Annotated in this window: 21 protein-coding genes; 9 read left to right on the forward strand and 12 right to left on the reverse strand. The window is 65.8% G+C overall.

Features of this window, described 5'->3' with window-relative positions; all coding sequences use genetic code 11:
- Positions 1-65 precede the first annotated feature (65 nt).
- From ACQPXH_RS30295 to ACQPXH_RS30320, 6 genes are all read right to left on the reverse strand, one after another.
- Positions 66-920 (reverse strand): aldo/keto reductase, encoded by an 855-nt coding sequence (locus ACQPXH_RS30295; protein ID WP_433599853.1) that lies wholly within the window; start codon positions 918-920, stop codon positions 66-68.
- Positions 921-1025: 105 nt separating this feature from the next.
- Positions 1026-2528, reverse strand: coding sequence for a carboxyl transferase domain-containing protein (locus ACQPXH_RS30300; RefSeq protein WP_433599854.1), 1503 nt, complete (start codon positions 2526-2528; stop codon positions 1026-1028).
- Positions 2529-2577: 49 nt separating this feature from the next.
- Positions 2578-3180: a GTP-binding protein gene (locus ACQPXH_RS30305; protein WP_174414979.1), complete on the reverse strand. Its 603-nt coding sequence runs from the start codon at positions 3178-3180 to the stop codon at positions 2578-2580.
- Complete coding sequence (locus ACQPXH_RS30310) at positions 3161-3535, reverse strand: DUF742 domain-containing protein (protein ID WP_433599855.1); 375 nt, start codon at positions 3533-3535, stop codon at positions 3161-3163. The genes ACQPXH_RS30305 and ACQPXH_RS30310 overlap by 20 nt, the downstream gene beginning before the upstream one ends.
- A 7-nt stretch (positions 3536-3542) precedes the next feature.
- A complete protein-coding gene (locus ACQPXH_RS30315) occupies positions 3543-3956 on the reverse strand; it encodes a roadblock/LC7 domain-containing protein (RefSeq protein ID WP_011207200.1) in 414 nt (137 codons plus the stop codon).
- Positions 3953-8110: an ATP-binding protein gene (locus ACQPXH_RS30320; protein ID WP_433599856.1), complete on the reverse strand. Its 4158-nt coding sequence runs from the start codon at positions 8108-8110 to the stop codon at positions 3953-3955. The genes ACQPXH_RS30315 and ACQPXH_RS30320 overlap by 4 nt, the downstream gene beginning before the upstream one ends.
- Positions 8111-8525: 415 nt before the next feature.
- Between ACQPXH_RS30320 and ACQPXH_RS30325 the strand changes: the two genes are divergently transcribed.
- The 4 genes from ACQPXH_RS30325 to ACQPXH_RS30340 all read left to right on the forward strand — a co-directional run bounded on the left by ACQPXH_RS30325 (position 8526) and on the right by ACQPXH_RS30340 (position 13390).
- The gene (locus ACQPXH_RS30325) at positions 8526-10523 is read left to right on the forward strand and encodes an AMP-binding protein (protein WP_433599857.1); all 1998 of its coding nucleotides are present in this window, start codon (positions 8526-8528) and stop codon (positions 10521-10523) included.
- Between the two features lie 144 nt (positions 10524-10667).
- Positions 10668-11054, forward strand: a complete 387-nt coding sequence (locus tag ACQPXH_RS30330) for a hemophore-related protein (protein ID WP_433523273.1) — start codon at positions 10668-10670, stop codon at positions 11052-11054.
- Positions 11055-11289: 235 nt separating this feature from the next.
- Positions 11290-12006 (forward strand): response regulator transcription factor, encoded by a 717-nt coding sequence (locus tag ACQPXH_RS30335; RefSeq protein ID WP_433599858.1) that lies wholly within the window; start codon positions 11290-11292, stop codon positions 12004-12006.
- A gap of 7 nt (positions 12007-12013) precedes the next feature.
- Complete coding sequence (locus ACQPXH_RS30340) at positions 12014-13390, forward strand: sensor histidine kinase (RefSeq protein ID WP_433599859.1); 1377 nt, start codon at positions 12014-12016, stop codon at positions 13388-13390.
- A 75-nt stretch (positions 13391-13465) separates the two neighbouring features.
- On the opposite strand, the gene ACQPXH_RS30345 is transcribed toward ACQPXH_RS30340, so the two are convergent.
- Together ACQPXH_RS30345 and ACQPXH_RS30350 are read right to left on the reverse strand one after the other, a co-directional pair.
- The gene (locus ACQPXH_RS30345; protein WP_433599860.1) at positions 13466-13651 is read right to left on the reverse strand and encodes a hypothetical protein; all 186 of its coding nucleotides are present in this window, start codon (positions 13649-13651) and stop codon (positions 13466-13468) included.
- A 99-nt stretch (positions 13652-13750) separates the two neighbouring features.
- The gene (locus ACQPXH_RS30350) at positions 13751-14581 is read right to left on the reverse strand and encodes an LppX_LprAFG lipoprotein (RefSeq protein WP_433599861.1); all 831 of its coding nucleotides are present in this window, start codon (positions 14579-14581) and stop codon (positions 13751-13753) included.
- 432 nt (positions 14582-15013) lie between these two features.
- Here ACQPXH_RS30350 and ACQPXH_RS30355 point away from each other — a divergent pair, with 432 nt between their 5' ends.
- The 4 genes from ACQPXH_RS30355 to ACQPXH_RS30370 all read left to right on the forward strand — a co-directional run bounded on the left by ACQPXH_RS30355 (position 15014) and on the right by ACQPXH_RS30370 (position 20853).
- Positions 15014-16486, forward strand: coding sequence for a cytochrome b5 domain-containing protein (locus ACQPXH_RS30355; RefSeq protein WP_433599862.1), 1473 nt, complete (start codon positions 15014-15016; stop codon positions 16484-16486).
- 87 nt (positions 16487-16573) lie between these two features.
- Positions 16574-17755 (forward strand): type III polyketide synthase, encoded by a 1182-nt coding sequence (locus tag ACQPXH_RS30360; protein WP_433603625.1) that lies wholly within the window; start codon positions 16574-16576, stop codon positions 17753-17755.
- A 29-nt stretch (positions 17756-17784) separates the two neighbouring features.
- On the forward strand, positions 17785-19617 hold the full coding sequence (locus ACQPXH_RS30365) for an ATP-binding cassette domain-containing protein (RefSeq protein WP_433599863.1): 1833 nt from the start codon (positions 17785-17787) through the stop codon (positions 19615-19617).
- Between the two features lie 63 nt (positions 19618-19680).
- Positions 19681-20853: a hypothetical protein gene (locus tag ACQPXH_RS30370; RefSeq protein WP_433599864.1), complete on the forward strand. Its 1173-nt coding sequence runs from the start codon at positions 19681-19683 to the stop codon at positions 20851-20853.
- 187 nt (positions 20854-21040) lie between these two features.
- Here ACQPXH_RS30370 and ACQPXH_RS30375 read toward each other — a convergent pair whose 3' ends face one another.
- From ACQPXH_RS30375 to pdxH, 4 genes are all read right to left on the reverse strand, one after another.
- A complete protein-coding gene (locus tag ACQPXH_RS30375) occupies positions 21041-21400 on the reverse strand; it encodes an FKBP-type peptidyl-prolyl cis-trans isomerase (protein WP_433599865.1) in 360 nt (119 codons plus the stop codon).
- A gap of 43 nt (positions 21401-21443) precedes the next feature.
- The gene (locus ACQPXH_RS30380; RefSeq protein ID WP_433599866.1) at positions 21444-22748 is read right to left on the reverse strand and encodes a citrate synthase; all 1305 of its coding nucleotides are present in this window, start codon (positions 22746-22748) and stop codon (positions 21444-21446) included.
- Between the two features lie 138 nt (positions 22749-22886).
- Positions 22887-24188, reverse strand: a complete 1302-nt coding sequence (locus ACQPXH_RS30385) for an MFS transporter (protein WP_433599867.1) — start codon at positions 24186-24188, stop codon at positions 22887-22889.
- A gap of 57 nt (positions 24189-24245) precedes the next feature.
- Positions 24246-24950 (reverse strand): pyridoxamine 5'-phosphate oxidase, encoded by a 705-nt coding sequence (gene pdxH / locus ACQPXH_RS30390; RefSeq protein ID WP_063047570.1) that lies wholly within the window; start codon positions 24948-24950, stop codon positions 24246-24248.
- A gap of 190 nt (positions 24951-25140) precedes the next feature.
- Between pdxH and ACQPXH_RS30395 the strand changes: the two genes are divergently transcribed.
- Positions 25141-26289, forward strand: coding sequence for a citrate synthase 2 (locus ACQPXH_RS30395; protein WP_433599868.1), 1149 nt, complete (start codon positions 25141-25143; stop codon positions 26287-26289).
- Positions 26290-26470 lie beyond the last annotated feature (181 nt).

The following is a 26470-nucleotide window of genomic DNA, read 5'->3' on the forward strand; positions in this document are numbered from 1 at the left end:
ACCGAGCCGGGCGGGCCGCCGCCCAAGAGCTGACGGCCCCACCTCGGCCTGCGTGCGCCGAACTTCTACAGGAGTCCGGTGGTGAAAGTGGTCGGATCGGGACCTATGCGGGCACCCACGTCGAGTGCGTTGATGGCGTTCATCTGGTCGCGGGTGAGTTCGAATCCGAACACGTCGAAGTTGGCGGCGATGCGGGACGGGGTGACCGACTTCGGAATGACGACAATCCCCTGCTGGAGGTGCCAGCGGATGAGCACCTGGGCCGGGGTGCCGCCGACCTCTTCGGCGATGGAGCCGATGGTGTGATCATCGAGCAGCGTGCCCTGCCCGAGCGGACTCCACGCCTCGGTTGCGATGGCATTCGCATCGTGGAACGCGCGCAGCTCGCGCTGCGCCAGCCGAGGATGCAATTCGACCTGGTTGACGGTCGGAATCTCGCCGGTCTCGCCGATGACCCGCTCCAGATCGGCGACGGTGAAGTTCGACACACCTATCGAACGCACCCGACCCTGCGCCTTCAATGTCTGCAGGGCCTTGAACGTCTCGATGAAGCGATCGGCCTGCGCCACCGGCCAGTGGATGAGATAGAGATCAAGGTAGTCCAGGCCGAGTCGAGCCATGCTGGCGTCGAAAGCGCGCAGCGTGGAATCGTAGCCCTGGTCGGAATTCCACAGCTTGGTGGTGAGATAGACCTCGTCGCGCGGCAGCCCGAATTCCCGGATGGCGCGGCCGGTGCCCTCCTCGTTGCCGTAGATCGCGGCGGTATCGATGCTGCGATAGCCCGCCTCCAGCGCGGCGGTGACCACCGGCTGGACGTCCTCCGGCGGTACTTGGAACACACCGAAGCCGAGCTGCGGGATCACGTTCCCGTCGTTCAGCACGATCGAGGGAATGGCGCTGGTCTCGCTTCTGAAGGTCACATTCCGACCGTAGAAGTGCCGCGCCGCGTCGTCAACGAGAACCCCTGGTGTGTTGACCACCGGTTTTCCCAACGGGATCGCGTTTGTGCTGGTTACCGAGGGTCGTCAGGACCGACCGAGGCGGCGATAGCGGGTATGGCGGGAGGCGCGAATCTCGTCGAGCGGACGGGCACGCAGCCCGGTGAGCTCTTCGGCGATGGCGGCCACCATGCGGCGGGCGAAGTCGACCGGTTCGTCGGCGGCGTCGGGAAATTCCGGGACGATGCGGTCGACGACACCGTCGGCGAGCAGGTCGGTGGCGCGGATGCCCTGTGCGGCGGCCAGTTCGGGGGCGTGGTCGGTATCGCGGTAGACGATGGCACTCGCCCCTTCCGGTGGCAGCGGCGCGAGCCAGCCGTGGGTGGCGGCCAAGACGCGGTCGGCGGGCAACAGCGCCAATGCGCCGCCGCCGGTGCCCTGACCGAGCAGGACCGAGACCGTCGGGGTGTCGAGCGTCACCAGATCGGCTATGCAGCGGGCGATTTCGGGGGCGAGCCCACGCTCCTCGGCCTCCTTCGACAGGGCCGCACCGACCGTGTCGATCACCAGCACCAGCGGCAGCCGCAATTCCTCGGCCAGCGCCATACTGCGCCGGGCCTCGCGCAATGCGGCGGGTCCCATGGTGTGTTCGCCCTGCTGCCCCGAGCGATCGTGACCGAAAACAATGCACGGCTGCCCACGAAAACGGGCCAGCGCATGCACCATGGCGCGATCGGATTCGCCCTGCCCGGTGCCGCTGAGCGGAACCCGTTGCGTCACATGGCGCAATAGGTCGCGGATACCGGGCCGACCTGGGTGGCGCGAGATCCGAACCGATTCCCAAGCCGGAACATCCGCGGCCGCATTCCTGCTCCTACGCACCGGCGCGGCCCAGCCGGGTTCCGCCGCAACGGGATCCGGCACACCACTGAGCACACTCAACGCACGATGCGCGATCCGGCGGAAAACCGAAACCGGCAGCACACCATCGATCACGCCGCTGCGATACAGATTCTCCGCGACCTGCACACCCTCCGGAAAATCCCTGCCGTACAACGCTTTATAGACGCGCGGACCGAGAAAGCCGATGAGCGCACCGGGTTCGGCGAAGGTGATATGGCCCAGCGAACCCCAAGACGCGAAAACGCCGCCCATCGTGGGACTGCGCAGATAGACCAGATACGGATGCCCGGCCGCCTTGTGTGCCGCGACCGCACCCGCGATCTTCACCATCTGCACGAAAGCGACTGTGCCCTCCTGCATTCTGGTACCGCCGGAGGTCGGCGACGCGACCAGGGGCAGGCCGAGTTCGGTGGCGCGCTCGACCGCCGAGACGATGCGCTCGGCCGCGGCCACCCCGATCGAACCCGCCAGAAATCCGAACTCGCAGGCGATTACGGACACGCGTCGACCACGCAGCAGACCTTCGCCGGTCAGCACCGCCTCATCTGTGCCCGCCGCCAGCTCGGCCTTGCGCAGTTCCTCGAGGTATCGCGGGGATGCGGCCACCGTCACCGGTGGCCGATCCCAGCTGATAAACGAGTCCGAGTCGAGCAGTTGCCCGAGCAACTCCCGCGCCGAAATCCTCATCGAGCGAGCTTAACCACTCGATTCGGGCCGACGCGACAGACGTGAACGCTCAGTAACCCTGCATGACCTTGCGTAGGGCGTACTCGGTGAGCGAGACCAGCGCCTGCTTGGCGGGTTCGCGCCGGCGGGCGTCGATGGACAGGATCGGCACATCCGCAGGCACCGCAAGGGCCTGACGGATGTCCTCGATCGGATACCGCGGTGCGTCGTCGAATTCGTTGAGCGCAACCAGGAACGGTAGATTGCGCGCTTCGAAGTAGTCGACGGCCGCGAAGCTGTCCTCGAGTCTGCGGGTGTCGACCAGCACCACGGCGCCGATGGCGCCGCGGATCAGGTCGTCCCACATGAACCAGAAGCGGTACTGGCCGGGCGTGCCGAACAGGTACAGAACCAGATCGTCGGCGAGGCTGATCCGGCCGAAGTCCATCGCCACCGTGGTGGTCGACTTCATCGGAATACCGGTCAGATTGTCGATTCCGGTACTGGCATTGGTCACCAACGCCTCGGTGCGCAGCGGAACAATCTCCGAGACGGCACCCACCAACGTGGTCTTACCGACACCGAAGCCGCCAGCGACCACGATCTTCGCCGAAGTCGGTTTACTGGTGCGGGTATCGACCTGCGCCGTCGAATCAAATACGCCGGAGTCCACTGAGAACCCTTTCGATCAGCTCGCGACGTTCATCGTCGCTGGAATCGTCTTTCAAAGTCGCCGAAACTCGTACATGCCCGGCCTCGATGAGGTCGGCCACGAGCACGCGGGCCACCCCGATGGGTATACCCAAACGCGCTGCCACTTCAGCAACGGACGGCGATTCTCTGCACAACTCCACGATGGACGTCTCGATGTTGGTCAGTTCGAACTGCCGCTCCAGGGCGACCGGATGCGATGCGACAAGTGCCTCCAACGCCAACTCGACCGTGGGCCTGGTTCGGCCCGCGGTCAAGGAGTACGGGCGAACGAGACTCGGCTCGGCGCTCCCCATGCGGTGATCGTCTATGTCCATCCCACCATCAGGAACCCATCGTGACGCGTGGCGTGGCCTGCACCGTCTGGCCGACACGCTCGACCAACAGGGCCATTTCGTAACCCACCTGGCCGATATCGCAGGAAGTATTCGTCAGCACCGCAAGATACGAGCCGTCGCCGACTGCCATGAGTAGCAGATAGCCGTGCTCCATCTCGACTACCGACTGCAGCACGGTGCCGCCCTCGAACAGATTCGAGACGCCTACCGAGAGGCTGGCCAGTCCGGCGGTAACGGCCGAGAGCTGTTCGGCACGGTCCACCGGCAGCTGCGCGCTCGCCGCCATGAGTAGGCCGTCAGCCGAGACCAGGACGGCATGAGCTACGCCAGGAACCTCGTTGGCGAAGTTCGAAACCAGCCAATCCAGCTGACGATTCGTACCACCTAGATCGGGGTTCATCGGTCTCCTTTATCTCCGGTTAGGTTCATTGCCTTCATTGCGCGGCCATCCCGGACGCCCTGCTGGTGACGACTCAAGCTGGACCTGATCGTTTCTGGATCGCGACGCGGCGCGCGATCGGCATTGCCGGTGACACCGCCGGGGACCAGCCTCCCGCCCGGATTGCGTTGAGGCAACCCGGCGGCCGTCTTTGTTTCGGCCTGGGCCTCGCTGGCGCGGCGGGCCGCCTGCCAGCCCTCGTCGCCGGGTGACTCGAAGGAGGCAGCGACTTGGGACCGGTCCTGGTTGGGATCCGATAGCCACGCCGACATCATTTCGGCGAAGATCGGTGTCCCGCCCATCACCGAATCAGAGTCGACGGCTGGCTGCAACCTGGTCTGGAAGAACGACGCCGCCTTTTCCGGATCGGGCTTGAAGCTGTGCCTGCCCGGATCACGCGGTGCGGTCGTCGCCCCGCTCTCGGACATCGCGGATGTCTCACCGCCGGCGACGGGCTGGGCCGCACCACGATCCCGTCGCGGCAGACCGACACCCGGCGGAACTTCCTTGCGCGGCAGCACGGTCGCTCCCGGATCGCGCTGCGGCAGACCGGTAGCAGCCGACTCTCGCTGCGGCAGGCTGTCGCGGGAAGGTAGCAGACCGTCGCGCTGTGGCAGGCCGCTCGGCGTCCCGCCCGACTGACGCTGCGGCAAACCGTTCGGGGCCTCACGCTGCGGCAAACCGTTCGCGGGCGACTGACGCTGCGGCAGACCGGTGGCACCGGAATCCCGCTGCGGCAGACCACCAGAAGCGGAATCCCGCTGTGGCAAGCCCGAACCGGTGTCCCGCTGCGGCAGGCCATTCGAGGCCGGATCGCGTTGCGGTAGACCGCCCGTGCTCTCCCGCTGCGGCAGACTGCTCAACGGATCACGCAACGGATCACGCTTCGGCAGGCCACCGGTGCTCTCACGCTGCGGTAGACCGCCCGTGGTTTCCCGCTGCGGCAAACCACCCAACGCATCCCGCTGCGGCAAACCGCCCGTGCTCTCACGCTGCGGTAGACCGCCCGTGGTTTCCCGCTGCGGCAAACCACCCAACGCATCCCGCTGCGGCAAACCGCCCGTGCTCTCACGCTGCGGCAAACCGCCCGTGCTTTCCCGCTGCGGCAAACCACCCAACGCATCCCGCTGCGGCAGACCACCGGAAGCGGAATCCCGCTGCGGCAAGCCCGAACCGGTGTCCCGCTGCGGGATACCGGTCACGCCGGAGTCACGCTGCGGCAGGCCATTCGTGGCGGAATCGCGTTGCGGTAGACCGCCAATGCTTTCACGCTGCGGCAGACCACTGGCGCTTTCACGCTGCGGCAAACCGCTGGCGCTTTCACGCTGCGGCAGACCGCCAGAGCTCTCACGCTGCGGCAAACCGCCCGTACTTTCCCGCTGCGGCAGACTGCTCAACGGATCACGCAACGGATCACGCTTCGGCAGGCCACCGGTGCTCTCACGTTGCGGCAGACCACCCGTGCTCTCACGCTGCGGCAAACCATTCGACGTTTCCCGCTGCGGCAGACCGCTCGCAGGCGACTGACGCTGCGGCAATCCACCCGACGCAGCACGCTGCGGCAGACCCGAACCGGTATCGCGCGGCGGCACGCCGCCTGCACCCGGTTCGCGCTGCGGCAGACCGTTCAGCCCCGACGTACGCTGCGGCAGACCGCCCGCGCCCTCGCGCGGCGGCGCACCGTTGCTGCCCGGCTGACGCTGCGGCAGACCACCACTGGGCTGACCGCCCTCCGGCACACCATTCGTGCCGGGCTGACGCTGCGGCAGTCCACCCGAATTCAAATTCCGCGGCGGCAGACCGCCACCGGAAACCGTCGGCTCGGCGCCCGGCCGACTCGGCGGCGGACCGCCCGGAGTGACATTGCGTCTCGGCAGATTCGCCGCGGCGAGCTTGCCGCGCTGCGGACCATTCGGCGCCTGTCCGGCCGATGGGCGCAGGGTCGGATTCGGTTGCGCCGGTTCCTGACGCAGCCCGGAGGCGCCCGAGGACATGGTCGAGCCGGGCGAACGCTGCGGTAGTCCACCCGCCGTCGGAATCGGGCCACTGCCCGCGGCCGGTGCCGGGCTGCTTGTCGGAATCGGTCCGCTCACACCGGGATCGACGGTGACCATGACATTGCCACCCGGCGTCCTGGTGATCGCGCGCATCTGCATCGATGCCGCGGCGGACTGCCGTTGCGGACCGGCCGCGGCGATCTGCGGTGCGGCCTGCGGCATCGCCGTGGTCTGGCCCTGTCCGAGCACGATCAGACCGGCCGGGACCTGCACGGTGACCGTGACGCCTGGATCGCGTGCGGTATCGAAGGTCGGGCGCAGGCGCACGGTGAGTCCGTGGCGCTCGGCCAACCGGCCGACCACGAAAAGACCCATGTGCCGCGCGGTGTCCGGACCCGGTTCGGCGGTCTGCTCGAGCCGCCGGTTGATATCGGCCATTTCGCTGGGCGGCATACCGATGCCGCGGTCCGCGACCTCGATGAGCATGCCCTGGTCGTGTCCCTGCGCGAAGGTGAACTTCACGTCGGTCTCCGGCGGCGACGCGCGTAGCGCGTTGTCCAATAGCTCGGCGAACAGGTGTGCCATATCGGAGGCGGCGGGCTCGACCAGCGAACCACGCGGTGTCGCACCGAGCTTCACGCGTTCGTAGTCCTCGACCTCGGAGATCGCCGCACGCAGCACGTCCGCGATCTCGACCGGCGCGGACTTGCTGCGCCGCTGCCGGGTACCGGCGAGGATCAGCAGGTTGTCACCGTTACGGCGCATACGAGCCGCGAGATGGTCCAGCCGGAACAGGTTTTCCAGCAGGCGCGGATCCTTCTCGTCGTACTCCATCGCCTCGATCAAACTGAGCTGATGGTCGACGAGCGACTTGGAGCGCCGGGCCAGGGTTTCGAACATGTCGTTGACCTGGGCACGCATCTGCGCCTGGTCACTGGCCAAACGCAGCGCCTGGCCGTGGATATCGTCGACGGCCCGGGCCAGCTGACCGATTTCCTCGTGGCTGCGGATCGGCATCGGCTCGAGCGGCACATCCTCGGGGGACGCGCCGTTCCGCAGCTGTGCGACCTCGTGCGGCAGATCGCTCTCGGCCACGCGCAGCGCGGCCAGACGCAGCCGGTGCAGCGGCACGATCATCGAGCGCGCGACGAATACCGCGAGCAACAGCGCGGCGAGAATGGTCGCGATGACGACCGCGGTGTAGGTCCACGCGCCGGTGTTGGCGTTGGACACCAGCGAACTCATCGCCGAGTCGATGTCCTTGGTGGACTTGGTGACCACGCGCTCGTAGACATCGAGGCTGCCGGTGAGCGAGTTCTTCAGATCACCGACGGGGATCTTGCCGGACTGCGCCTCCGGGCTGGTCAGCAGTGAGATCCGGTTATCGATACCGGCCCGCAGATCGGCGATCGCGGTATCGCCATCGGAAAAGCGGTGGGCGAGCACGTTGAGCATCGCCCGCTCGGTATTGGCCGCGGTGATCGCGCTCTGCACGCCCGCCGCCGAACCGCGCAGCACCTCGGGGAATGCGGCGACCTCGGCGACCAGCGAGTAACGGGTGTTCAACGAGTCGACCAGCCGCAGCTTCGCCTGCTCGATGGCCTGATCACTGACCTGGCCGACCGTGGCCTCTACGATGTGCACGCTGTCGTTGCGGACCCTGTCGATCGTGCCAATGACTTCGGCCGGGGTCTGCGTCGAGACGTTCTTGCCCTGGGCGCGCACTGCCTTGGCCTGGGTGATCATGTCTTCCAGCGCTGCGCGCGCGCCGGCAACACCGTCGACCTTGCCGACCGACTGCTCGGCATCGGCGATGACCTTGTCGAGGTCGGCCAGGTTCTTGTCCGACACGATCGACACGTTCGGCATGATCGAAATCATCTGCGAACCGGCGGTCGTCGCCGTCTGCGCACTCAGCGCGGTGACGGCAGGAATCGCCTCGATGTTCTTCGCGGCGGCGTCCAGTCGGTTCGCCTCGGCGAACTCGGTGGTAATCCTGGACACGCCGAGCCCAACCGCGACTGCCAGCGGAACGGCCAGGACCGCCGTAACCTTCCAGCGCAGGTCCCAGTTGCCGAGCGCCCAGCGTTTGCTGCCGGACCTTGCGGCGTCACGCATCTCCCACTCACTTTCCAAACTGGCCCCAACCACGTGCCATCAGCGAACCTAGACAATCGCATGCTGGCTCGACAGGCAGAGCTGGCCGAGGAACTGCGGCTGGCCGAGAAATTGCGTCTACGACGGCCCAAATAAGTGACATCAGATTCTAACGGATCAATAACAGCTTGGGTGACGTTGAGTATAGCTACGGGCTTTGACCTGCCGATAGCTGGCAAAACCAAAGGTCGCGGCACCCACCCGGGCGTCGCGTGAAGTCTGCCACAATCGTGCTGATCTATCGAGGCGGGCATCGAGGCGAGGCTAGGGAGTCACAGGTTTGGGTACAGCATCGCGTAGCGATTCCGTGGGAGGCGGTGGTCGAGCGACGGGTGGGCCGGAAAACCAGACGTACCGGCCGGTCTATCAGACGAGCTTGGTCGATCCCGCTGAGTTCTGGGCCGACGCGGCCGAGGCGATCGATTGGGTGACCCCGCCGACTCACATCGTCGACACCACGGCTCGCTCGATGGCCAGGTGGTTTCCGGATGCTCGCCTCAACACCTCCTTCAATGCCCTCGACCGGCATGTGCACGGCGGCGACACTCCGGACGAGGCAAGCCGGGCCGATCAGCCCGCCCTGATATACGACTCCGCTATGACCGGCACCAGAGGCGTTTTCACCTACGCCGAACTACTCGCCGAGGTTGCCGAATTCGCCGGTGCGATGGCACGTTTGGGTGTCGCCGCGGGCGACCGCGTGGTCATCTACTTGCCGATGATCCCCGAGGCGGTGATCGCCATGCTGGCCTGCGCCCGCATCGGCGCGGTGCATTCGGTGGTCTTCGGCGGCTTCGCCGCACCCGAACTCGCCGCCCGCATCGATGACGCCGAACCCGTGTTGATCATCACCGCCTCGGGCGGGCTGGAGCCGGGCCGAACGATCGATTACCCGCCGATCGTGTTGCGGGCCCTCGACCTCGCCGAGACGAGCGCACCGCGTCACGTGATCGTCAAGCAGCGACCGGAATTTCCGACCATCCACTTCCCCGCTCCACAGCCCGCCACCGAATCACTGCCGAGTTCCAACCAGACCGTCGCGGCGCAGTGGCTCGATTGGGGAGACGCGGTGCGCGATGCGCAACCCGCCGATCCGGTTCCGGTCGCCGCGACCGATCCGCTCTATATCCTCTACACCTCCGGCACCACCGGGAAGCCCAAGGGCGTGGTCCGTGACAACGGCGGACACGCGGTCGCGCTGTCCTGGTCCATGCGCAATATCTACGACGTCGGGCCGGGCCAGGTGATGTGGGCCGCCTCGGATGTCGGCTGGGTCGTCGGGCATTCGTACATCGTCTACGCGCCGCTGCTCGTCGGCGCGACAACGCTGCTCTACGAAGGCAAACCGGTCGGGACACCGGATGCGGGCGCGTTCTGGCGGGTGGTCGCCGAGCACAAGGTGCGGGTGCTGTTCACCGCGCCGACCGCGCTGCGCGCCATTCGCAAGGCCGATCCGGACGCCGCACTCGCCCACCGCCACGACCTGTCCTCGCTGCGCGCATTGTTCTGCGCCGGTGAGCGTTTGGATCCGGCCACCTACGAGTGGGCCAGCGAAACACTGCTCGCCGATCGGCCCGACTGCCCGGTGGTCGACCACTGGTGGCAGACCGAGACCGGCTGGCCGATCTGCGCGAATCTGCTCGGCCTGCAGCAACTTCCGATCAAGGCGGGTTCGGCGTCGGTGCCGGTGCCCGGCTTCCGGCTGCGGGTTCTCGATGCCGAGGGCAATCCGGTCGCACCGGGCACCGAGGGCAATATCGTCATCGGCCTGCCACTACCGCCAGGGACACTAACCGGGCTATGGCGCGACGAAGACCGTTTCCAGCGCTCCTATATGTCGGCGTTCCCGGGCCACTACCTCACCGGCGACTCCGGATATTTCGATGACGACGGGTACCTCTACGTGCTCGGCCGCAGCGACGATGTGATCAATATGGCCGGCCACCGGCTCTCGGCGGGCAGCATCGAGGCCGCCATCGCCGGACACGAGGCCGTCGCCGAATGCGCGGTTATCGGCCTGCCAGACGAACTCAAGGGCCAGCGGCCGATCGCCTATGTGGTACTCAAGTCCGGCGTCGAGATCGATCCGGACCGCCTGCGCGACGAACTGATCGCCCGGGTGCGTGGGCAGATCGGCGCGATCGCCACCCTGCACGACGCCGTCGTCGTGACCGCGCTGCCCAAGACCAGGTCGGGCAAGATCCTGCGCAAGACGATCCGGCAGATCACCGCGGGCGAAACCTACGAGGTGCCGTCCACCATCGAAGATGCCTCGGTGCTCGCCGCGCTCGAGGTCCAGATCCGGGCCAGCCGCCCGCAGGAGCCCGGCCCGGAAGTCGTTGCACCCAACGGCGATCCGATTGTGCCGTCATAACTTTGCGATTGCATTGCGTTTCACCCCTTAGAGAATCCTCAGGGATAATTCACACATGCGCCAGTGCGGGGCAATAGCGTCTAGGGCGCTGGATCCACAGCACCCTCGAAGCAGCATGACCCCCGAAATCTGGAGGCACACCCCATGAAGCTCTTCCGCAGTCGCCCGGCCGTCGCCGCTCTCGCCGCGGGCGGCATGGCCAGTGTGGCCGTGTTGCTCTCCCCGGCCATCGCGGCCGCGGATCCGATGACGCTGGCCGGGCCGCTGCTGACCTCCGACTGCTCCTTCGCCCAGGTCGATGCGGCGCTGCACGCCAAGGCCCCGCAGCTGGCGGCGATGCTCGACTCGAACCCGACCCAGAAGGCCGAACTGCAGCGCAAGTTCGATCAGCCGGTCGAACAGCGTCGCGCCGAACTCCAGGCCGCGATCAACGAGAACCCCGGCGCCGCGCAGGACGCCGAGAACGACCCGCGCGCATCCGGGCTGGCCGAGACCATCCGCACCGTGGCCGAAACCTGCCACAGCTACTGACGCTCCCCCGCCTCCCCGCATCTTTTGCCGGTCGTCAGGCACATTGCCAGGTTTCGTCGCGGGCCGACGGTCACGGGCCGACGGTCATGGGCCGACGGTCATGGGCACAGCAAGTTCTGGGCGTACCCGACGAGTTGCCCATGTTCTTACGAAATCAGTCGGCCCGTCGCCATCCGGGAATGATCGGCAACACCCCGTCAGTGCGGAAGGAAGATCTGGGAGTGCGGCGAGCACAATGAGTGATGTGACCGAGCGGAGCGCGAACCCGACCGTCCTTGTCGTCGACGACGACGAGGACGTGCTCGCGTCGGTCGAGCGCGGCCTGCGCCTGTCCGGCTTCCAGGTGCGGGTCGCCCGCGACGGCGCCGAGGCGCTGCGCAGTGTGACCGAGCAGGCGCCCGACGCGGTGGTGCTCGATATGAATATGCCGGTGCTCGACGGTGCGGGCGTGGTGACGGCACTTCGGGCCTTGGGCAATGAAGTCCCGATCTGTGTGCTCAGCGCCCGCGCCTCCGTCGACGACCGGATCTCCGGACTGGAGTCCGGCGCCGACGACTATCTGACCAAGCCGTTCGTCCTGGCCGAATTGGTGGCGCGGATCAAGGCGCTGCTGCGCCGGCGCTCGGACGTCGCGGCCCCCGCCACACCGGGCGCGATCACGGTCGGCCCACTGGAAGTCGATGTCGCCGGATACCGGGCACTGTTGAACGGCCGCGAAATCGAGCTCACCAAGCGCGAATTCGAGCTGCTGTCCACCCTGGCCCGCAATGCGGGCGTCGTGCTGAGCCGCGAGCGGCTGCTGGAATTGGTGTGGGGCTACGACTTCGCCGCCGACACCAATGTGGTCGACGTCTTCGTCGGATACCTGCGGCGCAAGCTGGAGGTCGAGGGCGCGCCACGGCTGCTGCACACGGTCCGCGGCGTCGGATTCGTGCTGCGAGCGCCCAAGTGAGTTGGCGATGACGCCGCAGCTCCCGGCTTCCCGGAAACGGCGGCAGCGCACGTTCTCCCTTCGCACCCGGGTGGCCGGTGCGGCCGCGGTCGGCGCGATCATCATCGTCACCATCATCGGCGCGATCTCCTCTCGGGCCATCGAGCGCAACAATCTGGCCCAGACCGACCAGCAGTTGGCGATCGCGTCGCGATTGGTGCTCATCGATTCGGTCTTGGCTGTCGGTGTGCTCGGACTGGTCAGTCCGAACTACGACATGGCGGTGACGGTCCGCGACAACAACACGATCGTGGCGAGCACACCGATCCGCCTGCCCGAACAGCCGATCGGATCGCATACCGTCACCGTGAACGGCACCCCGTTCCGCGTGCTCACCACCACCACGAATCAACCGGCGGGACGCGTTGTCTCCCTTGGCATTCCGTCCACGGCAGCGGCACGCACAACCGCCGAGCAACAGCGCTGGGTGCTCGCCGGGGCCGGACTGGCGATCGCCACCGCCGCCGCACTCGGCTGGCTGCTCGCGGGCCGGGCCGTCCGCCCGATCGTCGATCTCACCCGACAGGTCGGCGCACGCAGCGGCTACCGCGATCCGGACAATCCACAGCCACCGGTCGACGGCTCCGGAGTCCGGGAGGCGGAAAAACTCGCCGAGGCGGTGAACACCCTGCTGCAACGGGTTGATCAGGCACAAACCGAAACCGCCGCCGCCCTGGAGACCGCCCGCGATTTCGCCGCCGTCTCCGCCCATGAACTGCGTACTCCGCTCACCGCCATGCGCACCGACCTCGAGGTGTTGCGCACCCTCGACCTGGACGAGGCCCAACGCGCCGAAATCCTCGGCGACGTGCAACGCAGCCAGGGCCGCGTCGAAACCACCTTGGCCGCATTGGAACGCCTCGCCTCGGGCGACCTCACCCACGAACGCGATCACGTCGACACCGACGTCGGCGACCTGTGCGACCAAGCCGCCCACGATGCCATGCGACACTTCCCCGGCGTAACCGTCCGCATCGATACCGACGCCGAACTGATCACCCGCGGCCTGCCCGCCGGACTGCGCCTCGCAGTCGACAACGCCTTGACCAACTCCGTCAAACACGGCCGCGCCACCGAGGCCGTGGTCTCGGCCCACCGAATCCCCGACGGACACATATTGATAACCGTCGACGACAATGGCCGCGGCATCCCCGTCGAAGAGCGCACCGCCGTTTTCGAACGCTTCTTCCGCGGCAGCGAAGCCAGCAAAGGCGGCTCGGGACTGGGCCTCGCCCTGGTCGCCCAACAGGCCCAATTACACGGTGGTCGAGCCTATTTCGATGACAGTTCCCTTGGCGGCGTGCGCCTGGTACTCGACCTTCCGGAGCGCCGGACTACGACCTGAACCGAAAGCCCACCGCGTTCACCACCGTAATCGGCCATGGCAGCAGTCGCTTCTCGAGCGTCGCAACGCCGTCGATCAGCCGGTCGCACCGTCGGGTCGGGTAACCGCAACGACCGTTACGAGTTCGTCCAGGCCGGGCACGAAGCGGCGGCGCCTGATCGGCGTCACTTCAGCCAACGGCTCGCCGTTGATGGTGAGTACGTATCGCCCCTCTCGCAGACCACGGGTAACGTCGCCGGACTCATTGACGAACTGGCGCACACACCTACCGCTGATGAAACGCGAAAACCGGTCCGGGAGTGCGGAGAACGGCTGCTGCCACCGTCACCCATTCCCGGACCGGTTCGCGGTATCTGTGTCCTACTTCGGCGGTGCGGTGACCTTGACCGGCTTACCCCACGCCGACAGCGTCACCTTGATGGTGCCCGGATCCCGTTTGACCACAGCCTGAACCAGGTTCGGGCCGTTGCCGGGAGAGGCGGCGGTGGACGGCAGGGCCGATGCCGAACCCGATGGCGGCGCGACATCCGCGATCCACAGGGTGATCGGGAACGTGCCGGCCGGGTCACCCGACTTGGGCACGATGGGGTCGATGACCGTGGAGTCGATGGTTCCGGTCACCTTCACGGTGTCGGTGCCGTCGATCTTCTCGCGGCCCTCGACCTTCGGGTTCTTCACCTGAGCGATGAGGTTGGCCAGACCCTTGTCCTTGTCGAGGATGACGCCTGGGTCGTAGATCTGTTCCGCCGGACCGATTTTGGCGTAGGCGGAGGAGCTACCGGACTGCGCGTACATCTCCTTGTCGACGACCAGGAACTTGGCCTGGATGAAGTCGGCCTCGGGCTTGGTACGGACCTTCGCCTCGCCGATCGCCTGACCGGCGCCCTGCGGCTGGTTGGTCACATCGGCCGAGACGCTCTCGACCGGAAGGTTGGTGAGGTTGTCCACCTTCAGATTCAGGTGCACGGCCTGCAGGGTCTGGGTGGTCCTGGCGGACTCCTGCACGATCTGCGCGGCATCGGGCAGCTGACCCGAGGGTGGCGCGGACGAGGTTGTCTTGGAATCGGAGCTGGAGTCACAGCCTGTCACCAGTGCAGCGAACATCGACGCCGCGACCACGGCGGGCACGAGACCCGGTCGGCGAAGTCGGATTCGGTGCGAGGTGCGTGCTCGCGCTGTCAGATCACTCAATGTTCTGCCCCCAGAAGAGTGCGAGGTCGGGTACGACCCGGGTGGTTGACGAGGACAGCTGCTGCTGCCGCCCGGTGTAGTGCAGCATTTCGCCCGCCAGATTAGCCTGTCCCACACGCCAACTCGACCCGGCGGTGGGAAGCCGACTTTGACCGAACCGGGCATGCTGCGAGGGCTGACGTTACCCTTGGTTCGGTCTTCTCGCAGAGATCGGGGGGAATCCGATGCGAAATTTACCGGGTTAAGGGATTGTTTAGTGAGATGTAAGGCGCTGCAAGCACGATGCTGTCACGAAGGTTCAGGCAGTGTGTGTGACTTCGGGGGGACATCCGGTTCCCCGGATGAAGCGCCCCCGCGCCTGTCCGCGATACACGCCATAACCCCGGGGCCGACAACGGTCACCGAACCGCGGATCAGACACGGAGGAATGCGATGACGAACAGCCAACCGGAAGCGGAGGAGCGGGACTTCCGTAGACCGCCCGGCCCTCCTCCCGGTGGTGGCCCGCAACTCTCGAATGTGTGGGTTTACAACGGAAAAGCCTACGATCTGAGCGACTGGATCTCCAAACATCCCGGCGGCGAGTTCTTCATCGGGCGCACGAAAAATCGCGATATCACCTCCATCATCGGGTCCTATCACCGCGATCCCGAGCGAATCGGACGAATGCTGGAGAGATATGCGTTGGGGCGCAACGCATTACCCGAGGACATCCATCCGAAGGCGAACGCACCCGACTTCCTCTTCAAAGAGGGTTTCGACAGCTGGCAGGACACTCCGAAGTACCGATTCGACAATAAAGACGATCTGCTGCACAAGGTCAAGGCGCGGCTGAAAGAGCCCGAGCTGGCCGCGCGATTGCGGCGCATGGACACGATCTTCAACATAGTGGTCGCCGTGCTGGCCGTCGCATACTTCGCGGTGCAGGGTCTGCGTCTGTTCGAGCGCAGCTGGATGCCGCTGCCCGTCTTCGTCATCCTGATGGTGCTGCTGCGCAGCTCGCTGGCCGGGTTCGGCCACTACGCGATCCATCGCGCGCAAAAGGGCCTCAACAAGATCTATACGAATACCTTCGATTTCAATTACGTCGCACTGGCTTTCGTCACCGCGGACGGACACGCACTGCTGCATCACCCGCATACCCAGAGTGAAGTCGATATCAAGAAGAACGTCTTCACCATGATGATGCGGGTGCCCCGGTTGTATCGGGTGCCGATTCACACCCTTCACAAATTCGGGCACACGGTGACCGGCATGACCATTCGACTCCTCGATGTCTGCCGCCTCACCCGCAAAGTCGGCATCAAAGATATGTACGGAACCTGGGGTGGTGCGCTGCCGCACTTCATCGGTTCGTTCGGGGTGCGCGCGCTATTGCTCGGCGAGTTGGTGGTTTTCACGCTGGCGGGCGACTTCTGGGCCTGGGCACTGCAATTCGTGGTGACGCTGTGGATCAGTACCTTCCTGGTCGTCGCAAGCCATGATTTCGAGGTGGCTTCCGAGGAACTCCCGGCCGCCGATACCGAGGACTGGGCCGTCGATCAGGTGGAGCAGGCCTACGACCTGAAGGTGATCGGAAATCGTTATATCGACTGCTTTCTCGCGGCCGGTCTGAGTTCGCACCGCGTCCATCACGTACTGCCGTTCCAGCGCAGTGGTTTCGCCAATATCGCCACCGAGGACGTGTTGCGTGAAGAATCGGCGAAATTCGGCGTCGAGTGGCTGCCTGCGAAGAGTTTCTTCACCGACCGTTTCCCGAAACTCTGCCGTACCTACCTCTTGTCGCCCTCGCGCGAAGCCGAGGAACGGAATTGGGGCTTCATCCGCGAGCATTGCTCGCCCAGGGCGCTGAAAACCTGTGCGGTCTACACGGTGCAGGGATTCACCGGAATCGGCACGGTCTGAGCCGATTCCGGAGGTCGACCGATCGAACCGCTGGTCGACGGCGGTGCCGATCACCATTTTCACAAGAACGGGGAGAATTTCGTGTCAATCACTATCGATGAGGGAACGTCGGCGGCTCGTCAGGGGGACGAGTACGGCCACGGCCTCGTACAGCACGGGCTGCCGCCCGCGCCGCCGACCACGGTCGGGGTGATCGAGAGCATCGCGACCGGTGCGCCGAGTCAGCTCGTCGATCAGGCCGGCGCCGCCGATCGGGTGGCAGAGCTGTTCACCGATCCGCAACAGCGGGCACGGATTTCGCGGATCTACCAGAAGACGAAGATCGACAGCCGTCGACTCGTCGTCGATCCGCTGGATCCCGACTTCCTGCAGTTCGGCCGGGAGCGCGGCACGATCCGGGACCGGATGAATCTGTTCTACCGCCACGCGGTGCCGCTGGCCGTCGATGTCGCTGGTCGCGCCCTCGCCGGTATCGAGGACCCGGCGGCGGAGATCGGCTTGCTGGTCTTCGTGACCAGCACCGGTTTCATCGCGCCCGGCGTGGATGTCGCGGTGGTGAAGCAGCTCGGGCTTTCGCCGTCGGTGGGGCGGGTCGTGGTGAACTTCATGGGCTGCGCGGCCGCGATGAACGGCATTCGGACGGCTGTGGATTATGTTCGGGCGCATCCGGATAAGAAGGCGATGGTTGTCTGCATCGAGCTGAGCTCGGTGAACGCCGTCTTCGACGACAACATCAACGATGTGATCATCCACAGCCTGTTCGGCGACGGCTGCGGTGCGGTGGTCATCGGCGCCGGTCAGGTCCAGCAGCCGCTGGCGCCGGGCCGGGTGGTGATCCGGGACAGCTTCAGCAGGCTCTTCGACGGAGCCGAGGACGGCATCGTGCTCGGTGTCGATCAGAACGGCATAACCTGCGAGCTGTCGGAGAATCTGCCCCAGTACATCTACACCGGGGTCGATCCCGTGATCACCGAGGTTCTGGCCCGCAATGGATTGCAGAAATCCGATGTCGATCTGTGGGCGATCCACCCGGGTGGGCCGAAGATCATCGAGGAGTCCGTGCATTCGCTCGGTATCGCGCCGGAGCGGGCAGCGCTGAGCTGGGATGTCTTGGCCAGGTTCGGCAATATGTTGAGCGTGTCGCTGATTTTCGTGCTGGAACAAATGATTCGGCAGGAAGCGCCGAAGCCGATCTCGACCGGTGTGGCGTTCTCCTTCGCGCCCGGGGTCACCCTCGAAGGCATGATCTTCGACATCATTCGCCGGTAATCGCACCGGTCTCAGGGAGCGCAGCAACCATGCAACTCATCCGATTCCTCATCTCGATCTCCTGGATGCGGATCGCGGCCGTCATTGCCGCGGGCCTCATCTGCGGTGCGGCCAATACCTATCTGGTGACCCTCATCAGGGGTGTGGTGTCGCCGGAACCGCATCCGCACGTCGATATCCAGAGCTTCGGCCTGACGGCCCTGGTCATTCTGGTCAGTGGCGTGGTGTCGCAGGTGCTCTTGATTCGCCTTGCCCAAGAGGCGATTTACCGGCTGCGCGCGGATCTGAGCTCCGGTATCGTCTCGGCGCCGCTCGAGCATCTGGAACGGCTCGGCATGCACCGTCTGATAGCGACGCTGACCGAGGATGTGCGCTCACTGTCACAGGCAGTGACGGCCATTCCGAGCATCTGCATCGATGTGGCCACCATCGTCGGTTGCTTCGTCTTCCTGCTCATGGTGTCGGGTCCGCTGTTCGCGGTGACCGTAGCGGGCACACTGCTCGGGATCGCCTGTGTCGAGCTGATTCTCGGGCGGGTGCGCAATATCTATCGCGAGGCGCGGGAGAACGAAGACGCGCTGTTGCGGTCGTATCAGGCCGTGACGCTGGGTATCAAAGAGTTGAAGCTGCATCGGGAACGCCGCCGCGATTTCATGCAGCGGCATCTGCTCGGTTCGGCCGCGACGCTGCGTGCGCAGAATGTCGATGCGGGATCCAAATTCTCGGTGGCGCAGGGATTCGGGCAGGCACTGCAGCTCGGCACCATGGCCCTGATCTTGTTCGTGCTGGTCGCGCCGCTCGACCTGTCGCGCGATGTGATGGTCGGGTATGTCCTGGTGACGACATTCCTGGCAATGCCGATGCAGAACTTCATGCACCGCATCCCGGATCTGCTGCGCGGTGATGTGGCGCTGGCGAAGATCCGCGCGATGAATCTGTCCATGGAGACCATGCACGACGAGCAGCGGTTGCCGTTCACGGACCGTCCCGTCGTCGATTCGGCGCGGCTGGAGCTGACGAATGTCACCTACAGCTACCGGACGGAGCCGCCACCGCCGTTCCCGCCGGGTCCCGGCGGGCCGCCGCCCGGGCCGCGAGGCGGCGCGCATCCGCCCGGTCGGGGTCCACGCCCCGGCGGGCCGCGACCGGATGTCAACGGTCATCGGATCATCGACCACAGCGGACACGACAACCGGCCGATGCCGCTCGGCCCGCCACCCGAGCAGAGTAACGACGAGTCCGGATTCCGGCTCGGCCCACTCGATCTGGTCTTCGAACCCGGGCAGATCACCTTCATCGTCGGCGGCAACGGCAGCGGCAAATCCACACTGGCCAAGCTGATCACGGGACTGTATGTGCCGCAGACCGGTGCGCTGTCGCTCAATGGCGAGCCGATCGATCACGAGAATATCGAGTGGTACCGACAGAACTCCTCGGCGATCTTCACCGACTTCCACCTGTTCGAGGACTACCTGGGCTTCGATCGGCCCGGACTCGACGGTGAGGTGCGCCGCTATCTCGAGGAGTTGCAGATCGCGCACAAGGTGACGGTGCGCGACGGTCGGCTGTCGACCATCGATCTGTCGCAGGGGCAACGCAAACGGCTCGCGCTGTTGACCGCGCTGCTCGAGGACCGGCAGATCTATGTCTTCGACGAGTGGGCCGCCGACCAGGAACCCAAATTCCGCGACGTCTTCTATCAGGAAATCCTCACCGAGCTCAAACAGCGCGGGAAGACCGTCATCGTGATCACCCACGACGATCGCTACTTCCACCACGCGGATCAACTCGTCAAGCTCGATTTCGGCCAGGTGGTCGAGGCGACGCGGACCGAGGAGCCCACCGGCGCCGAGCTCTCCTGATCATCTGCGGCTCTTACCGAATCCTCAGAGTTCGGCCAATTCGGAGTTCTAGGGTCGGCAAACGTGGCTGGAAATCGCGCCCGCTGGGCCCTGCTCGCCGTTGCCGTTGTCATCGCCGGGGCGCTCGGTGGCGCCGTCACCGCTTGCTCGAGATCATCCGGTTCACCCGGCGGTATCGCGCTGGTGAATGCCGATACCGGGCCGACGGGTGCGCGCATCGCGCAGGGTTTACAGCAGGACGGCGGCGGATACGAGTGGACCGTCGGCAAGCCGGGTGAACTCGATGCGGATGACTACGCGGCGGTGATCACCCTGCCCGCCGATCTCACCGAATCCATGGGCACACTGGCGAGCGCACAGCCGAAACGGGCCAAGGTGACGGTAGATACGCACAAGGGCGCGGACGCGGATGTGGTGAACGGCGCGGTGAATACGGTGACGCACCGGATCGGCGCATCCGGTGTCGATGCCGCCCTGGCCGCCGTCGCGCAGGCGCGCACTCAGATGACCTCGGTGCAGTTCACCACCCAACTGCTCAATGCGGGAGTGAATGCCGCTGCCGCAGGTGCCGATCAATTCAGCTCGGGCGCGGATCAGCTGCTCGGCTTCCTGACCTACGCCAAAGCGGGTTCGGCACAGCTGACTTCGGCCATCGCACTGCTGAACTCGACCGTCTCCGGCGCCGCCGCACAGGCGAATCAACTTGCCTCGGCGTTGGATTCGACCGGCATCACGATCGGACAGGTGCAGCAGACCGCGAATACGGTGAGCGGCGGTCTGGATCAAATCCTGCCGCTGATGCGAGCGCTACCGTTCGCGAGTGATCCCCAGGTCGCCGACATCATCGCGAAACTCGAAGGACTGCGAAATGTTTCGGGCCAGGCCGGAACCCAGCTGAGCTCTCTGGGTGATCTGGTCGGCAGCGCGGTCGATCCGAGCACCGATCTGGGCACGCTCCTGCGCACAGTTGTGGACCGATTGACCGGCGCCAGCGCGCAATTGGCCGAGGGCGCGAGACTCGCCGAAGGCCTGCCGCAACTGGCGGACCAGGGTGGCGCTCAATTAGTAAGCGCCATAAGCCAGCTCACCGGCGGCGTCACCCAGCTCCAGCAGATCGTGACCAACCTCAGCACCCAAACCGACAAGGCCGTCGCAGCGCTACCCCAGCGCAGCAGCACCCAGCAGTCCGCACTGGCGCTCGCCTTGACGGACCCGGTCGAGGTGGTCCGCAACTGATCAGGCCGTCGAACCCGATTGGGACAACACGACGTCACATACGATCCGGCGTTAGTACTGCAACGGCACTCACCTGAGTCATCCGTCAGGTGGAGCAAACCCCTGACGCAGACCCGGCCGCCGAGCCCGCGTGAGACGACTTCGGCCCGTGCTCTGCGAGAGCACGGGCCGAAGTCGGGTTTTCAGCTCAGTTGGCGTTGAGCAGGTCGATGACGAAGACCAGGGTCTTGCCGGAAAGCTTGTGGCCGGAACCGGCGGGGCCGTAGGCGAGATGCGGCGGAATGGTCAGTTGGCGGCGGCCGCCGACCTTCATGCCCGGGATGCCGTCCTGCCAGCCCTGGATCAGGCCGCGCAGCGGGAAGCTGATGGCTTCGCCACGGTTCCAGGAGGAGTCGAACTCCTCGCCGGATTCGAATTCCACGCCGACATAGTGCACCTCGACGACACCGCCGGGCACGGCCTCGGCGCCCTCGCCCTCGACGATGTCCTTGACAACCAGCTCGGTGGGCGCTGGGCCCGCCTGGAATTCGATCTCCGGCTTGGTCATTCGGCTATCCCCTCTGATAGGTAATGGTGGATTCGGTTGAAAATCAGCGGCCGTTGATTTCGTGGTAATCGCGGTGACCGTAGCCGGTGTAGATCTGGCGCGGACGGCCGATCTTCAAAGGCTCGCTGTGCATTTCCCGCCAGTGCGCGATCCAGCCCGGCAGTCGGCCCATCGCGAACAGCACGGTGAACATGCGGGTCGGGAAGCCCATGGCCTTGTAGATGACACCGGTGTAGAAGTCGACGTTCGGGTACAGCTGGCGCGAGATGAAGTACTCGTCGGTGAGCGCGGCCTCTTCCAGAGACTTTGCGATATCGAACAATTCGTCGTCGCCGCCGACCTTGGACAGGATCGCGTCGGCATGCTTCTTGGCGATCGAGGCGCGCGGGTCGTAGTTGCGGTAGACGCGGTGCCCGAAGCCCATGAGCTTCACGCCGTCTTCCTTGTTCTTGACCTTGCGGATGAAGTCCTTGACGTTGCCGCCCTCGGCCTTGATGCCGTCCAGCATCTCCAGCACGGCCTGGTTGGCGCCGCCGTGCAGCGGGCCCCACAGCGCGTTGATACCACCGGAGACGGAGGTGAACAGGTTGGCGTCGGAGGAGCCGACGAGGCGCACCGTCGAGGTGGAGCAGTTCTGCTCGTGGTCAGCGTGCAGGATCAGCAACATGTCGAGTGCGGCGGCGATCTCGGGATCGACCTCGTAGGGTTCGGCCGGGAAGCCGAAGGTCATCCGCAGGAAGTTCTCCACCAGGCTCAGCGAGTTGTCCGGGTAGAGGAAGGGCTGGCCGACCGACTTCTTGTACGAGTAGGCCGCGATGGTGGGCAGCTTCGCCAGTAGTCGGATGGTCGACAGCTCGACCTGCTCGGGATCCTTCGGGTCCAGTGAGTCCTGGTAGTACGCCGAAAGCGCGTTCACCGCTGAGGACAGCACCGGCATCGGGTGCGCGTTGCGCGGGAAGCCGTCGAAGAACCGCTTGAGGTCCTCGTGCAGCAGGGTGTGGCGGCGGATCCGGTCGGTGAACTCGTCCAGCTGCGCCTGGGTCGGCAGCTCGCCGTAGATCAGCAGGTAGCTGACCTCGATGAAGTTCGAGGACTCCGCGAGCTGGTCGATCGGGTAGCCGCGGTAGCGCAGGATGCCCGCTTCGCCGTCGATGTAGGTGATCGCCGACTTGGTCGGCGCGGTGTTCATGAATCCGGGGTCGTAGGTCACATACCCGGTGCTGGCCAGCATTTTGCCGAGGTCGACGCCGTCATTGCCTTCTTCGGCTTCGGCGATCGTCATGGCGTATTCGCCGCCGGGGTAGCTCAAAATCGGCTTGGCGTCGTTGATGTGGTCTTTTTCGGGCACGGAAGGATCCCTCTCAGGCTAGGACCGTCGGCATCGGGGTGCGGTCGGCACGGCGGTGCACTCACCTAGACGCTAGTCGCTGCTCGCACGGCCCGAGAACGAGGGTGCCCACCGGTCGACCTCACAAACAAGTTCGCGTCAGGTGAGGTTTGTCGCGCTGTCGGACACCGGCACCGAGTGCGACCTGGCGACGCGATAGCGCACGAAGGCCGGGAACATGAGCGCAGCCAGCGACACCCCGATAACGACCAGCACGCCGCCACCCGCCGCGGCGACCGCGGTACCCAGGGCCGCTGCGGCAAAACCGTGGGCAACATCACCGATGCGCGGGCCACCCGCGACGATCACGATGAACACGCCTTGCAGGCGGCCGCGCATCTCGTCGGTGGTGACCGCCTGCAACATGGCGATGCGCAGCGCGGCCGAAACCATATCGACCGCACCGCCGAAGGCCGAGCACGCCAACGCGATCCACAGCCCCGGCCCGATGCCGAGGCCGTGACCGGTCCAGGCGACGGCGACGCCGAAGCCGACCATGGCCACCCCCCAGAGCACGATGCAGACCACCACCGCCAGGCCCTGGCGGCGCACGTGCGAGATCCAGCCGGAGAACACTCCGCCGAGCACCGCGCCGACCGAGATGGAAGCGAACAGCAAGCCGAGCGCGACGCCGCCGCCAGCCGGATCGCCGAAGGTCTCGTGCGCGATCTGCGGATAGAGCGCGCGCGGCATGCCGAACACCATGGCGATCACGTCGACCACGAAGGAGGCGAGCAGGATGCGCTGCGTCGCCAGATAGGCGAAACCGTCCAGGACGGTGCGGAATCCGGCCTTGCGCGCGGTTCCGGTCGGTGGGATGGCGGGCAGCCGCCACACCGCCCAGATGGTGGCGAGCAGTGCGATCGCGTCGATCAGATACAGGGTGGACAGACCGACGACGGGAATCAGCACACCCGCGAGCACCGGCCCGGCAATGGCGCCGGTCTGCTGCACGGTCATGCTGAGCGCACTGGCCGAGGCCAGATGTTCGGTGGGCAGCAACCGCGGGATGGCGGCACTGCGGGTCGGCTGATTCACGGCGAAGAGCGCCTGCTGCACGGCGAAAAGTCCGAGCACGATCCAGACGTTGTCGAATCCCGCCGCGGCCTGAACCCAGAAGGCGAGTGCGGTGATACCGGTGCCGCAGTTGGTGATGAGCATGAGCTTGCGCCGGTCCATCACATCGGCCAGCGCACCGCCCCACAGACCGAACACGATCAGTGGGACCAGGCCGAACAGACCGGCCAGGCCGACATAGCCTGAGCTGCCGGTGATCTCGAATATCTGCTGCGGGACGGCCACCACGGCCAACTGCGAACCGATGACGGTGACGATGTTGCTGGTCCACAACCGTCGGAAATCGGGATAGCGCAGCGGGGTGGTGTCGGCGAGCAGTTTCACCGACCGCAGCGTAATGAGTCGGTCAGTAGGCCAACAAGGTTGGGGTCGCCACGATTTCTAAGGTTGTAGTCGGTCGACCGTCATGACATCGCCGCTGATCCGCACCCGGATCCGGTTGTGCAGCCGACCCCGGCGACCCTGCCAGAACTCCACCTCGTCGGGTCGGATCAGGTAGCCCCCCCAGTGCGGTGGCACCGGGATCTCGTCCACATCGGCGAAGCGTGCGGTGGTCTCGGCCAGGGTGCGATCGAGTTCGGCGCGTGAGGCGATCGGCCGGGACTGGCGCGAAGCCCAGGCGCCCAACTGAGAATCGCGTGGCCGGGAGCGCCAGTAGACCGCGGTCGTCTCGGCGGAGACCAGCTCGACCGGCCCACGCACGTGAACCTGTCGGCCCAGCGCGGGCCAGACGAACGTCGCGGCTGCGAATGGGACGCCCGCCAGTTGGTTGCCCTTGGCCGAGTCGTAATTCGTGTAAAAAGTCACACCTTCCGGTGAGAGGCCTTTACACAGCACCGTCCGGGCGACCGGACGCGGCCCGACATCGGTGAGTGCGACAGTCGCGACCACCATGGCATTGGGCTCGGGAATGCCGACCGCGGTGGCCTGTTCGATCCAGTGCCGCAGCAGCGGCTCCCAGCCGCCTGCCAGCCAGGTTTCGTCCAGATCGGTGTCCTCGCCGCTGCCGAATGGCATGCCGCCGTAGTCGACTCGCATGGCGGCCAAATCGGTCGCCGGGAAAAGAACCCGATCATTTGCGGCCATTTCCTGACCGAGAGATGAATTGTCCAGGTCACGCATGGGCCAGACGTTACTCCGCGGTAGCAGGGAGCTAAGGTTTTGTTGATCGGCATGTGCTCGGCGAGCCACACCCCTCATCGACGAGAACAAGCCTTTCCCAGCGACCTACAAGCAGTCGCCGAGGAACGAACCGAAGTGCAAGGAGAGTCACAGAATGACTACCAGCCATGCGGTGCCCAGTGGGCAGACCGCCGTACCCCCTGATTTCGTCAGCGGCCTGGAAGGCGTGGTGGCATTCACCACCGATATCGCCGAACCCGATAAGGACGGCGGCGCGCTGCGCTACCGCGGCGTCGACATCCAGGACCTGGTCGGGTCGCGGGTGACCTTCGGCGATGTGTGGGCACTGCTGGTGGACGGTGAATTCGGCCGCGGCCTGCCGCCCGCGGAGCCGTTCCCACTGCCGGTGCACACCGGTGACGTGCGCGTCGACGTGCAGGCCGGACTGGCCATGCTCGCCCCGATCTGGGGCTACCAGCCGCTGCTGGATATCGATGACGAGACCGCGCGGGAGAATCTGGCGCGCGCCTCGGTGATGGCGCTGTCCTATGTCGCGCAGTCCGCGCGCGGCATTTACCAGCCCGCGGTACCGCAGAAGAAGATCGACGAGTGCACCACGGTGACCGAGCGGTTCATGACCCGCTGGAAGGACGACCCGGACCCACGGCATACCGAGGCCATCGACGCCTACTGGGTTTCCGCGGCCGAGCACGGCATGAACGCCTCCACCTTCACCGCGCGAGTCATCGCCTCGACCGGCGCCGATGTCGCCGCGGCGCTGTCCGGTGCGATCGGCGCGATGTCGGGTCCGCTGCACGGCGGCGCACCCGCGCGTGTGGTGCCGATGATCGAGGCCGTCGAGAAGTCCGGTGACGCACGCGCTTTGGTCAAGGGCATCCTGGACCGCAAGGAAAAGCTGATGGGCTTCGGCCACCGGGTCTACCGGGCCGAGGATCCGCGTGCCCGCGTACTGCGCGCCACCGCGCAGCGCCTGAACGCCCCGCGTTTCGAGGTCGCCGCCGCGCTGGAGCAGGCCGCGCTCGCCGAACTGCGCGAGCGTCGTCCGGACCGTGCCATCGAGACCAATGTGGAATTCTGGGCGGCGGTCATCCTGGACTTCGCCGAGGTCCCCGCGCACATGATGCCCGCGATGTTCACCTGTGGCCGCACCGCCGGTTGGTGTGCCCACATCCTGGAGCAGAAGCAGCTGGGCAAGCTGGTCCGCCCGGCCGCCATCTATACCGGCCCCGGCCCGCGCCAGCCGCAGGACGTCGCAGGCTGGTCCGCTGTCGCGCACGTTTAGCTGTGTTTTTGGCCGCGTGGCCGCGGCGGGTTCGCGGCCCCCGGGTGTCTCGCGTCCGAGCCGCCGAGACTCGCGACTTCGTCGCATCGCTTCGACGGCTCGGACGCGAGACGGGCCGCGAACGGTCGCTCGTAAGACTCGCTCCGTGCGGGGTGGTCAGTGCTTGAACGGACTTTGTCAG

The sequence above is a fragment of the Nocardia sp. CA-135953 genome (genome assembly GCF_050955735.1).
Classification (GTDB): Bacteria; Actinomycetota; Actinomycetes; order Mycobacteriales; family Mycobacteriaceae; genus Nocardia.

Bases quoted from the DNA above. Each gene is read 5' to 3' on its own strand.
- ACQPXH_RS30375 (WP_433599865.1), bottom strand. From the start codon at position 21,400: ATGACCAAGCCGGAGATCGAATTCCAGGCGGGCCCAGCGCCCACCGAG.
- ACQPXH_RS30340 (WP_433599859.1), top strand. From the start codon at position 12,014: ATGACGCCGCAGCTCCCGGCTTCCCGGAAACGGCGGCAGCGCACGTTC.
- ACQPXH_RS30365 (WP_433599863.1), top strand. From the start codon at position 17,785: ATGCAACTCATCCGATTCCTCATCTCGATCTCCTGGATGCGGATCGCG.
- ACQPXH_RS30330 (WP_433523273.1), top strand. From the start codon at position 10,668: ATGAAGCTCTTCCGCAGTCGCCCGGCCGTCGCCGCTCTCGCCGCGGGC.
- ACQPXH_RS30310 (WP_433599855.1), bottom strand. From the start codon at position 3,535: ATGGACATAGACGATCACCGCATGGGGAGCGCCGAGCCGAGTCTCGTT.
- pdxH (WP_063047570.1), bottom strand. From the start codon at position 24,950: ATGGCCGCAAATGATCGGGTTCTTTTCCCGGCGACCGATTTGGCCGCC.
- ACQPXH_RS30355 (WP_433599862.1), top strand. From the start codon at position 15,014: ATGACGAACAGCCAACCGGAAGCGGAGGAGCGGGACTTCCGTAGACCG.
- ACQPXH_RS30300 (WP_433599854.1), bottom strand. From the start codon at position 2,528: ATGAGGATTTCGGCGCGGGAGTTGCTCGGGCAACTGCTCGACTCGGAC.
- ACQPXH_RS30395 (WP_433599868.1), top strand. From the start codon at position 25,141: ATGACTACCAGCCATGCGGTGCCCAGTGGGCAGACCGCCGTACCCCCT.
- ACQPXH_RS30315 (WP_011207200.1), bottom strand. From the start codon at position 3,956: ATGAACCCCGATCTAGGTGGTACGAATCGTCAGCTGGATTGGCTGGTT.
- ACQPXH_RS30320 (WP_433599856.1), bottom strand. From the start codon at position 8,110: ATGCGTGACGCCGCAAGGTCCGGCAGCAAACGCTGGGCGCTCGGCAAC.
- ACQPXH_RS30335 (WP_433599858.1), top strand. From the start codon at position 11,290: ATGAGTGATGTGACCGAGCGGAGCGCGAACCCGACCGTCCTTGTCGTC.